7 protein-coding genes are annotated in these 11,280 nt (G+C 65.5%); all 7 read right to left on the bottom strand.

What is annotated here, in order from left to right; translation table 11 throughout:
* Window positions 1-8: 8 nt before the first annotated feature.
* A complete protein-coding gene (locus tag AC3A6F_RS10495) occupies window positions 9-1,166 on the bottom strand; it encodes an efflux RND transporter periplasmic adaptor subunit (protein WP_487680406.1) in 1,158 nt (385 codons plus the stop codon).
* A 359-nt stretch (window positions 1,167-1,525) separates the two neighbouring features.
* Window positions 1,526-2,263, bottom strand: coding sequence for a 2OG-Fe dioxygenase family protein (locus AC3A6F_RS10490; protein ID WP_487680405.1), 738 nt, complete (start codon window positions 2,261-2,263; stop codon window positions 1,526-1,528).
* 65 nt (window positions 2,264-2,328) lie between these two features.
* On the bottom strand, window positions 2,329-4,386 hold the full coding sequence (locus tag AC3A6F_RS10485; RefSeq protein WP_487680403.1) for a TonB-dependent receptor: 2,058 nt from the start codon (window positions 4,384-4,386) through the stop codon (window positions 2,329-2,331).
* Between the two features lie 24 nt (window positions 4,387-4,410).
* Window positions 4,411-4,905, bottom strand: a complete 495-nt coding sequence (locus tag AC3A6F_RS10480) for a DUF6702 family protein (RefSeq protein ID WP_487680401.1) — start codon at window positions 4,903-4,905, stop codon at window positions 4,411-4,413.
* Window positions 4,902-7,265, bottom strand: a complete 2,364-nt coding sequence (locus AC3A6F_RS10475) for a M1 family metallopeptidase (RefSeq protein ID WP_487680400.1) — start codon at window positions 7,263-7,265, stop codon at window positions 4,902-4,904. Before AC3A6F_RS10475 ends, AC3A6F_RS10480 begins: the two co-directional genes overlap by 4 nt.
* A 95-nt stretch (window positions 7,266-7,360) precedes the next feature.
* Entirely contained in the window at window positions 7,361-9,736 is a 2,376-nt protein-coding gene (locus AC3A6F_RS10470) for a M1 family metallopeptidase (protein WP_487680398.1), read from the bottom strand.
* 100 nt (window positions 9,737-9,836) lie between these two features.
* The gene (locus AC3A6F_RS10465; RefSeq protein WP_487680396.1) at window positions 9,837-11,267 is read right to left on the bottom strand and encodes a serine hydrolase; all 1,431 of its coding nucleotides are present in this window, start codon (window positions 11,265-11,267) and stop codon (window positions 9,837-9,839) included.
* Between the last annotated feature and the right edge of the window lie 13 nt (window positions 11,268-11,280).

The following is an 11,280-nucleotide window of genomic DNA, read 5'->3' as shown; positions in this document are numbered from 1 at the left end:
TGTCGTCCTCAACGCGCGGCCGTGGCGCGTGCGGTCGCCGGCGCCGGCGCTGGCGGGGCGGCGATATTGCGCACCAGGTCACCGTCGTTGAGGAAGCCGGCGCCCTGGACCACGATCGCCATGTCGGCGTTCACGCCGCTCACCACCTCGACCCGCTCGCCCAGGCGGCGTCCGAGGTTCACCTTCACCTGGCTCACGCGGCTGTCGGCATTCAATCGGAACACATAGCTAAAGCCATCGCGCACGGCGACCGCCTGCTGCGGCACGGTGAGCGCGTTCGACGCTCCCAGCTCGAAGCGGCCGCTGGCGAACATGCCGGCCTTGAGCGGCATGTCGCTGGACAGCGCCGGCGGCAGGTCGACATAGACCAGGGCGATGCGCGTTTGCGGATCGACCGACGGCGCCACGGTGCGCACCTTGCCGGCAATCTCCGCCCCGCTGGCGGCGCGCACGACGGCCCTGGCGCCCGGCTTGATGCGGCCCAGGTCCTGCGCCACGACTTCGGCGCGCCATTCGAGGCGGCCCTGGCGGATCATGCGGAACAGTTCGGTGCCGACGCCGACCACGGCGCCGACGGTGGCCGTACGCGCGGAGATCACGCCGCTGTCGGGCGCGACCACCTGCGTGTACTTCAGGCGCAGCTGCTGCTGGGTAAGGGTGGCCTGGGCCGATTTGACGCGCGCCGAGGCGGTCATTTCGCCGGTGACGTACTGGGTGACCTGCTGCGCGCTCAGCGCGCCCGAGCTCTCCAGCGCGCGGGCGCGGTCGGCGTTGGCCTTCGCTTCCTGCTGGTTGGCCTGGGCTTCGAGCAGCGCGGCGCGCGCGCCCTCGATCTCGGCGCGCACCGTTTCGTCGGCAAACACCGCCAGCACCTGCCCCTTCTTGACCACGTCGCCGACGTTCACCCGCACCTCGGCCAGGCGCAGGCCGTTCGATTCGCTGCCGATCACTGCGTCCTGCCAGGCGGCGATGCTGCCGTTGGCGGTGAGGTTGATCGGCAGGCTGGTGGTGGCGGGGCGCGCGGTGGAAACGCTCAGGGCGGGGCGCGGCGGCGCTTTTTCATCCTTGGCGGTGGCGCGGTTGGCGGTGGCCAGTGCGACGGTGGCGCACAGGGCGGCGGCGCCCAGGGCAATAACGAGCGTACGCGGAGCGCGAGTTTTTATCATGGTCTCTATGTCTTTTGGCTATAGCAAAGAAGTGTAGCAAAAGCGCTACGGCCGACCCGTGCGCACGCGCCGCACCATGGCCGGCGTGGCCGACACGATAGAGGGGTTTGACGGGCCAAAAGACGGCCGAAAAAGAGGGAATACGAGGGGAAGGGAAATGGCGCACTGCCGCAAACGCCCAGGCCGCCAGCCTGATTTAGAGGGCTTCCTCTATTGAAACAACTACAGTACTTCTACCGTATTGCACTGCACAATAAAAAAGACTATATTGGAACTGTCTCCTCCAGTTTTCTCCGAAAATTGGATTCCCGCCCGCCAACCTTCAGGTTCGCGGGCGTTTTTTTACTTGTGGAAGAGATTCAGGCGTCTTCGCCCTGGAAGGCATTGGCGCGCCAGGTCAGCACCAGTGTGTCGCGGTAGCCATGGTCGCCCAGCGGCTGGATCGGCGTCGATTCGTGGATCACGGCGGCGTCGTCGAGCAACAGCAGGGTCCAGGGTTCGAGCATGGTGAAGCGCTGGCCGGCCGGGCCGTCGGCATCGAACACGCGCGTCTCGCCGCCCTTGATGTCCTTGCGATTGATGAGGATGACGGCCACGAAGTTGACGCCGTCGCGGTGCGCGCCTTCGGGCGTCGGGCGGCCGATGCCGTCGGCGGTGTCGATACGGAACTGGTGCGCTTCGACGAACCAGCGCTGCTGGCCCGCGACCTTTGAACAGACTCCGCCCAGCGCGCCCAGCAGCCGGTCCCAGGCCGGGTTGGCGACGGTGGCCGCTTCCATCGGCGCGAACAGGCGGTGCATGCCGCCGTGCAGCGCGTTGTACTCGACCGGCTGCCAGTGCGCGCGGTGCGGCGTCTGCGTCAGCTGGCCGGCGTCGTCGATGAAGCAGGAATGGCGGCGGCGGCGGTAGCGGCCGCCGTCCTTGAGGTATTCGTCCAGCTCGAGCCGGTCCCAGCTCGGCACGAGCGAGTCCAGCTCGCCGATGTCGCAGCCGGCCAGCGCGGCGACGTCGGCGGGACGCAGCACGGCATAACCGGTGCTGCGCAGGGCATCCGTCAGCTGCGACGGCGCGAGATAGGGGAGTTGCGGTGTAGTCATCCCGTTAGCGTAGCACTTTTCGTCTTTACGAGTGACAGCCCCCGTCGAATGACAGATGTGCTGGATCACCACTGTTTGACGAGGGTCAGGCGCAGCGAACGCGGCTCGATCGGATGGAAGTGCACGTCCGCCACCGGCGCGGCCTCGCCCTGCAGCTGCGACTCGTAGAAGTAATCGATGGCCGGGGCGCGCCGGTTGGTCAGATTGAAGCCTTCCAGCTCCAGGCGCAGGCCGTTCGCCAGCCGGTAGCCGATGCGGCCGTTGAGCGTCAGGCTTGAATTCGAGCGCACGCTGTCGTCCTCGACCAGCGGACGCGGGCCGAACCAGCGCAGGCGCAGGGAACCCGACCACGGGCCGCGCGGGTCCACGGTCACGCCCAGCTGGGCGACGCCTTCGATGGCGCCGGGGATGCGACGGCCGGCGTCCCGGTTTCCTTCGAGGTTTTCGCCACGCGAGCGGGCGCGCGCCCAGGCCGCATCGAGGTCGATCGACAGCCATTTGAGCGGGCGGTAATAGTTCGAGAACTCGATGCCGTAGCGCCGGCTCGGATCGCCCGCCTCGGTATTGCCGGCGTCGCCGATATAGGTCAGTTCGGAATCGAAGTCGAGCCGGTACACGGCCAGCGACGTCTGCATCTTCGGGATCGCCTCGGTGCGCACGCCGAACTCATATCCGCGCGAACGCACCAGGCCGGGCGTCGGGTCGACCGCGTCCAGCGTCTTCGGATCGACCGTCGCCACCGTGCCGCGCGCATCGTTGCTGTGAAAGCCATGGCCGTAGTTGGCATACAGTTCGGTCGACGCCCACGGGCCATAGACGATGTTCAGCGTCGGCGTGACCAGCGTGTCGCGCGCCTTGCCGGCATTCTCCGGCCGGTCGCCGTCCACGCGGAAGCGGTAGTTGCTGGCCCGGACACCCGCCACCGTGCGCAGCGCATCGCTCCAGCGGGTCGCGTTTTCGATGAAGACGGCGCCGCTGGTCTCGACGATATGGTCTTCGCGCGTGGTTGCGATGCGCTGGCGCCGGCGCGTGTCGTACAAGCCGTTGAAGATATTGTCGTTCTGGACCTGAGCGCCCACCGTCAGGTCGGATGACAGCGTCTCGGTGCGGTGCATATGCCAGGTGTGGGTGGCGTCCAGGCCGGTGGTGACGCGGCGGTCGGGCTGGGCGAACTGGTCGCCATTGACCGGGTCGTTCAGAAAATAGGTGAAGTTCGAGAACAGCGCGAGCTGGTTGCGGATCGCGTAGGCGCTGACCTTGCTGGCCGAGTCGGCATCGGTCCGGCGCCAGATGCCCGACAGGCTGAAGCGCCGCGCCTGACCACCATCGCTGTCGTCGACCAGGTCGTAGCGCCCGAGGCGGCCGTCCTGTACCGCGCGCAGCGGGATCTGGTCGGTGGAATCCCAGTCGCCGCGATAGCCCATTGCGGTGACGCTCCAGCCATTGTTGGCGTAGCCGCGGCTGAACCGCAGCACGGCATTGAGCTTGCGGTAGTCGTCCGGCCGCGTCCACGGACCGTCGTTGTGCATCGCTTCCAGCGCGTACAGCAGGCTGCCGCCCGTCACCTCGGACGAACCGGCGACCAGCGCGCGCCGGTAGCCGTCCTGGCCGACGGTGGCCGAAGCGAGGTCCTTCACCAGCTGGTTGGCATAGGTGAGCGAGGCCACGCCGGCCGACGAGAAGTCGCCTTCGCGCGCCGAATACGGCCCCTTGCGGTAGTCGAGACGGCCAACCAGTTCGGGGATCAGGAAGTTCAGGTCGGTCCAGCCCTGGCCGTGGGCGTGGCTGCGCTGGTTGACCGGCATGCCGTCGACCCAGGTGGCGAGATCGGTGCCGTGGTCAAGGTTGAAACCACGCAGGTAGAACTGGTTGGCCTTGCCCTCGCCGCTGTGCTGGCTGGCGATCAGGCCGGGCGTGACTTCGAGCAGTTCGCCCGGGCGGTAGGCGATGCGGCCCGCCAGGTCTTTCGCGCCCGCGCTGCCGGCGCCGGCCGAATCGGCGATGCCGAGCTGGGAGGCGCGGGCGCCTTCGACCAGCACGCGCTGGAGCTGGAAGTCGTCGGCGTGGACGGCGGACGTGGCGAACAGCGCGGCCAGCGCGCAGGCGATAGGACGAAGATGCATGGAATGTCTTGAAAAAGGTATGTGTTACTGCGCCGGCTGCTCGAGCGCCTGGCGGGTGAAGGTGAGGGAATGGACCGCGCCGCCCGCGCCCAGGTTGACGGTATTGACCTGCTCGGGCAGGAAGTCGATCAGCACGCCCTGGCGGATCGTGGCCGCGCGGCTAAGGGGCGTGTTCTCGATTTCCTGGTAGATGACGACGCTGTTGGCATCGACCGTCATGCCGATCCATTTGGGAGGCAGGCGCTTGCCGTCCGGGGCGGCGAGCCAAAACTGGCGCTCGACATACTGGCGCAGCACGTCCTGGTCTTCCGGATCGGAGAGGTCGAACTGGCGCTGGTAGAGGTTCAGCAGCAGGGCGTCGATGTCGTGCGCCGTATAGGTGTGGACGATCTCGGTGGTGCCGGTGCGCTCGTTGTACGAGATGTCGGTCATGCCGAAGTGGAAGCGGTGCGCGCTCGCTGCTGTGCTCACGCACAGCAGCAGGGCGATGCACAGCGCCTTGAATCCTTGCAGCGTCATTGCGCGGCCTTCGGCGCGGCGGTGCCCTTCAGCGGCGTCTGCATGTCGCGCATCAGGTTGCCCGGGTCACGCTCGGTCTTGAACAGCTCCAGGCGCGACGGCGCGGTCTTGCGCGGCCAGCTGTTGTTGCTGGTGTCGATGTCGGCGGTTTCCCAGAATGGATCCTGGGTCAGGCCCACGATCGGCTCGTCGGTGACGAACAGCTTGGTGATCTGCTTCGGCGAGTAACGCCACACCTCGGCCGGAATGCGCTCGACGATCTTCTTGCCGCTTTTCAGTTCGATCTCGACGATCAGCGGCATCACCAGCCCGCCCTTGTTGGCGAAGTCGACCAGGGTCAGGTGCTTGCCTTCCTTGAGCAGCGCCTTTTCCCAGTCCTCCAGGCCGGCCATGGTTTCCCGGTACTTGTTGCGGTCCTTGTTGGTGACCGTGAACTCGTCGTTCTCGTTGTAGAAGTCCTTCAGCTCGGGATGGGCGTCGATGCGGCGCGCCATACCCTTGTTGCGCTGGTCCATGACCGACACCGGTTCGCCGTTGGCGCGCTCGCGCAGGAGCGCCTTCTCTACCTCCGGGTCCTGGCTGCTGACGGTGTACTCGGTGATGCCCTCGACGCTGATGTCGACCGCGTCGGTGGTGTAGAACCAGCCGCGCCAGAACCAGTCGAGGTCCGTGCCGGACGCGTCTTCCATGGTGCGGAAGAAGTCGGCCGGGGTGGGGCGCTTGAACTTCCAGCGCTCGGCGTATTCCTTGAACGCGAAGTCGAACAGCTCGCGGCCGAGGATGGTCTCGCGCAGGATGTTGAACGCGGTGGCCGGCTTGGCGTAGGCGTTGTTGCCGCGCTGGAGCGTCGACTCGGCATTCGTCATGATCGGCGCCTGGTTCGTGCTGCGCATGTACGAAACGATGTCGCGCGCCTCGCCGCGGCGCGACGGATAGCCTTCTTCCCAGGCCTCTTCGGCCAGGAACTGCACGAAGCTGTTCATGCCCTCGTCCATCCAGGTCCACTGGCGCTCGTCCGAATTGACGATCATCGGGAAGTAGTTGTGGCCCACCTCGTGGATGATCACGCTGATCAGCCCATACTTGGCGGCCTTCGAATACGTCATCTCGCCGGTCTTGGCGTCCTTCACCGGCCTGCGCCCATTGAACGACAGCATCGGGTATTCCATGCCGCCCACCGGGCCGTTGACCGAGATCGCGACCGGATACGGGTAGTCGAACGAGTACTTGTTGTACTGCTCGATGGTGTGGATCACGGCCGGGGTGGAATATTTTTCCCATAGCGGATTGGCCTCGGCCGGGTAGTAGGACATCGCCATCACGTCCTGCTTGCCGCTCTTGATGCCCTGCGCATCCCAGATGAATTTGCGGCTGGTGGCGAAGGCGAAGTCGCGCACGTTCTGCGCCTTGAAGCGCCAGGTGCGGGTGCCGGCGGCGCGGCCTTTCTCGTTGGCCTGCGCTTCAAGCTGGGTGATGATCATGACCGGCTTGTTCGCCGTGCGCGCCTGCTTCAGGCGGTCGCGCTGCGCTGCGGTGAGCACGTCGCCCGGGTTCTGCAGTTCACCGGTGGAGGCCACCACGTGGTCGGCGGGAGCCGTGATCTGGACGTCGTAGTCGCCGAATTCGAGGGTGAATTCGCCGTCGCCCAGGTATTGCGCGTTCTGCCAGCCGGCCGCGTCGTAGTAGGCGGCCATGCGCGGGAACCACTGGGCGATCTCGTAGATGTCGTTGCCGTCGTCGAAACGCTCGAAGCCCATGCGGCGGCCCAGCACGTTCATCTCGGGGATGTTGAAGCTCCAGGCCACATTGAACGACGTGCGCGCGCCCGGCTTGAGCGGCTGCGGCAGGTCGATCCGCATCATGGTCTTGTTGATCGTGTGGCGCAGGGGCTTGCCGTCGCTGCCGGTCACGCTGGCGATGTGGATGCCACCATCGAACTTGCGCGCCTCGAGCGTGAAGCGCAGGGCGTCGAACTTGACGCCATCATTCCCGCGCGGCTGCCACGCATCGCGCGACGGCAGGGTGGCGATATTGCGGTTGTCCGAATCGCTGCGGAACATGTTCTGGTCCAGCTGCACCCACAGGTAGGTCAGCGTGTCCGGCGAATTGTTATGGTAGGTCACGGTGCCGGCGCCCGACAGCGAACGCTTGGTCTCGTCGAGCGTCACGCGCAGCCGGTAGTCGGCGCGCTGCTGCCAGTACTTGTGGCCGGGCGCGCCGGCCGCGTTGCGGGTCTCGCCCGGCGTCGGCAGCAACTCATCCAGCTGGCGGAACTTGTCGTCGAAGACGGGGCCGGCGGCAGTCGCGGAGGCGGAAAGGACGAGGGCGGCGAGCGCCGCGTGTAGGTGCTTGAGATTCATGTGGGTGACAGCAGAAAGTAAAACACCGGCAGCTGGGCCGGCGTAGGGTCGGCGGCTACGCCGCCGACGCGTTCAACAGGAGAGGGAGCCGCGGATCACTCGGCCGACGGCGCTTCCGCCTTGTCCTTTTCCTTGAGCTTCGTATTAAAATCGCGCATCAGATTGTTCGGATCGCGTTCGGTCTTGAACAACTCCAGCCGCGACGGCGTCGCCTTCCTCGGCCAGCTGTTATTGCTGACGTCGACGTCGGCCGTCTCCCAGTAAGGATCCTGGGTCAGCCCGACCATTGGCTCATCAAGCACGAACAGCTTGGTGATCTTCGCCGGCGAATAACGCCAAACCTCCGCCGGAATGCGCTCGATGGTCTTCTTGCCGCTCTTGAGTTCGATCTCGACCACCAGCGGCGTCACCAGCCCGCCCACGTTCGTGAAGTCCACCAGGTACAGGTGCTTGCCTTCCTTGAGCAGCGCCTTTTCCCAGTCCTCCAGGCCGGCCATCTTTTCCTGGTAGCGGTTACGGTCCTTGTTGGTGACGGTGAAGTCGTCGTTTTCGTTATAGAAGTCCTTCAGCTCGGGATGCGCATCGACGCGGCGCGCCATTCCCTCGTTGCGCTGCTTCGTGACCGACACCGGCTCCTCCGCGCGGCGCGCGCGCAGCAATGCCTTCTCGACTTCCGGATCCTGGCTCGACACCGTGTATTCGGTGATGCCGTCCACGCTCACGTCGACCGCGTCGGTGGTATAGAACCAGCCGCGCCAGAACCAGTCGAGGTCCGTGCCGGAGGCGTCTTCCATGGTGCGGAAGAAGTCGGCCGGGGTGGGACGCTTGAATTTCCAGCGCTGGGCGTATTCCTTGAAGGCGAAGTCGAACAGTTCACGGCCCAGCACCGTCTCGCGCAGCACGTTCAGCGCGGCGGCCGGCTTGGCGTAGGCGTTGTTCCCGAACTGCAGCAGCGACTCCGAGTTGGTCATGATCGGCACCTGGTTGCGGCTCTTCATGTAGTCGGTGATGCGGCGCGGCTCGCCGCGGCTGTCCGGCCAGTTTTCTTCCCAGGCCTGCTGCGCCAGGTATTGCACGAAGGTGTTCAGGCCCTCGTCCATCCAGGTCCACTGGCGCTCGTCCGAGTTGACGATCATCGGGAAGTAGTTGTGGCCCACCTCGTGGATGATCACGCCGATCAGGCCATACTTGGTACGCTGCGAATACGTGATCTCGCCGGTCTTCTTGTCCTTGCTCGGCCGCGGACCGTTGAACGAGATCATCGGGTATTCCATGCCGCCCACGGGGCCGTTGACCGAGATCGCGGTCGGGTACGGGTAGTCGAAGGAGTACTTGTTGTACTGCTCGATGGTGTGGATGATCGCCTGGGTCGAGTATTTCTCCCACAGCGGATTACCCTCTTTCGGGTAGTAGGACATCGCCAGCACATCGACGTCGCCGCTCTTGACGCCCTGCGCGTCCCAGATGAATTTACGGCTCGAGGCGAAGGCGAAATCGCGCACGTTCTTCGCCTTGAAGTGCCAGGTTTTCGTCGCGCCGTTGCTCACTGCGTTGCGCGCCTTCTCGGCCGCTTCGGCTTCCGCCTGGGTCACGATGATGACCGGCTTTTTCGCCGTGCGCGCCTGCCTGAGGCGTTCGCGCTGGGCGGCGCTGAGCACGTCGCCCGGATTCTGCAGCTCGCCGGTCGACGCGACCACGTGGTCGGCGGGCACCGTGATGCGTACGTCGTAGTCGCCGAATTCCAGGGTGAATTCGCCCGCGCCCAGGAACTGCTTGTGCTGCCAGCCATAGACGTCGTAGTAGGCGGCCATGCGCGGGAACCACTGGGCGATCTCGAACAGGTCATTGTTGTCGTCGAACTTCTCGTAGCCGGCGCGCCCGCCCAGCACCTTCTGTTCGTTGATGTTGTAGCGCCAGTCGATGCTGAAGGTCACGCGCGCACCCGGCTTGAGCGGTTGCGGCAGGTCGATCCGCATCATCGTTTTGTTGATGGTGTGCGGCAGCGCCCGGCCGTTCGTGTCCTTCACCGCCAGGATGTCGAAGCCGCCGGGGAAGGTCTGCTGCTCGAGCAGCGAGCGCAGGCCGTCGAATTTCAGCCCGGTCTGCGCGGTCGCGCCGGTCCAGGCGTTGCGCGAGGGGAGGGCGGCGCTCTGGCGCGCGTCCGAACCCGGCTTGTAGATGTTCTGGTCCAGCTGCAGCCACAGGTACTTCAGGGTGTCCGGGGAATTGTTATGGTAGGTTACCGTGCCGGCGCCGGAGAGCGCGCGCTTGCTCTCGTCGAGCGTGGCGCGGATCGTGTAGTCGGCGCGCTGCTGCCAGTAACCTTGGCCCGGGGCGCCGGACGCGGTGCGGATCGACCCCGGCGTCGGCAGCAGTTCGTCGAGCTGGCGGAATTTGTCGTCGAAGGGTGCGGCCGCGAACGCTGACGTGGCAAGGCATAGCGCTGCCACGCCGATAGGCAAACGGAACATGATTCCCCTGGATTTGTAGTTGATATAAGAAAAGAATTCTAATCCTGATATTAATCAACTGCTCAGGGGATTTGTAAAAATCCTGAAATAAACGTATTTCCTAGCGGCCGCCTACGCGTTTATACGGTCTCGACGACGCGCCCAGCACCGACACGCCGCTGTCGGCGTCAAGGCGATGCAGCTCGATCGGCCGCGACATGATGAACAGCAGCTTGTCGGATTGGGCATACAGCGGCTCCCATGGCGCGCCGCGGTTGGTGACCATCAGCCGGCCTTCGCGGTCGGCGATCTCGAAGCGGCCCAGCCCTTCGATCTCGTATTTACCGACCAGGGCCTTCTTCAGTTCTGGCGCCAGTTCGACCGTCGGGCGCAGGCGGGTCTGGTTGAAGGACCATTTGTACTCGTGGGCGATGGCGCGCACCAGGCTGTCCGCCAGCGGTCCGCCATTGTCGCCGTTGGTCAGGATCACCGCGCCATCGCCCCCCTCGGTCGATGCGACCATCAAGGCCTTGAAGCCCATATTGCTGCCGTTATGGCCGAAGCCCTTGCCTTCGTCCTGGATATGCAGGCCCAATGCGTAGTCGTTCATGACCGGGGTGAGCATGGTGCGCGTCATGCTTGGGGAGATCACGCCATTGTCGCGACCTGCCGCGCCGTTCTGGATCGCGATCGCGAACCTGGCCAGGTCTTGCGGCGTGGTCCACAGTCCGGCTGCTGCCAGCTCAGGGTAGGTGTGGGCGCCGCCACGGTAGGGTTTGCCGTCTTCGTCGTGGGCGCGGGCGGCCTGTGCCTGCAAGGTCGCCGGCAGTGGCTGCGAGAAGCTGCTGTCGCTCATGCCCAGCGGCGCCAGGACCGATTCCCGCAGCAGCACGTCGAAGGGTTTGCCGCTGCGATCGATCATGGCCTGCTGCAGCACCGTATAACCGCCGCCTGAATAGCGAAATGCCGATCCGGGCGCCGCATCCACCCTGATCGCCTTGGTATTGGCGGCCCAGGCGCCATCGAGCACCTGCACCAGCGTCGGCGCCGATTTTCCCGCGGCGTAGCCGGGGAATCCCGACACGCTCATGCCGCCCGTATGCGAAAGCAGCTGGCGCACGTTCGGCTTGCCTTTACCGTCCGGCAGGTGCCATGAGGTGAGGGCGGTGTCGATGCCGGCGTCGAGATCGAGCTTGCCCTGTTCGACCATGCGCAGGGCGGCCATGGCGGCCACCGGTTTGCTGACCGAGGCGGCCTGGAACAGGGTCTGCGGCGTGACCGCCGGCCCGCCGGCCCAGGCCACGCCGTAGCCGCGGCTCCAGGCCACCTTGCCGTCGTGGATCACGGCCACGCTCACGCCCGGCACCTTCAGGCGCGTCATCGCGTCCTGCAGGCTTTCGGTCTTGAGCGGCGCGTTCGCCAGCGCGATGGCCGGGCGCAGGCCCGCTTCGATGCGGGCGATTGCGGCGTCGTCGGCATGGGCGAAAGGCATCGCCAGGGCGGCGATCAGGAAGAAACGCAAACGCGGTGCGACAGGCTGTTTGACGGACATGTGCTCTCCATAC

It is taken from the genome of Massilia sp. Soil_C_3 (assembly GCF_057657035.1).
The sequence above is the reverse complement of the archived record's forward strand: the minus strand, read 5'-3'. Positions and strand labels throughout refer to the sequence as shown.

What these genes read in the sequence shown, in the direction of transcription:
- AC3A6F_RS10495 (WP_487680406.1), bottom strand. Translation starts at nt 1,166, where the DNA reads ATGATAAAAACTCGCGCTCCGCGTACGCTCGTTATTGCCCTGGGCGCC.
- AC3A6F_RS10490 (WP_487680405.1), bottom strand. Translation starts at nt 2,263, where the DNA reads ATGACTACACCGCAACTCCCCTATCTCGCGCCGTCGCAGCTGACGGAT.
- AC3A6F_RS10480 (WP_487680401.1), bottom strand. Translation starts at nt 4,905, where the DNA reads ATGACGCTGCAAGGATTCAAGGCGCTGTGCATCGCCCTGCTGCTGTGC.
- AC3A6F_RS10465 (WP_487680396.1), bottom strand. Translation starts at nt 11,267, where the DNA reads ATGTCCGTCAAACAGCCTGTCGCACCGCGTTTGCGTTTCTTCCTGATC.
- AC3A6F_RS10485 (WP_487680403.1), bottom strand. Translation starts at nt 4,386, where the DNA reads ATGCATCTTCGTCCTATCGCCTGCGCGCTGGCCGCGCTGTTCGCCACG.
- AC3A6F_RS10475 (WP_487680400.1), bottom strand. Translation starts at nt 7,265, where the DNA reads ATGAATCTCAAGCACCTACACGCGGCGCTCGCCGCCCTCGTCCTTTCC.
- AC3A6F_RS10470 (WP_487680398.1), bottom strand. Translation starts at nt 9,736, where the DNA reads ATGTTCCGTTTGCCTATCGGCGTGGCAGCGCTATGCCTTGCCACGTCA.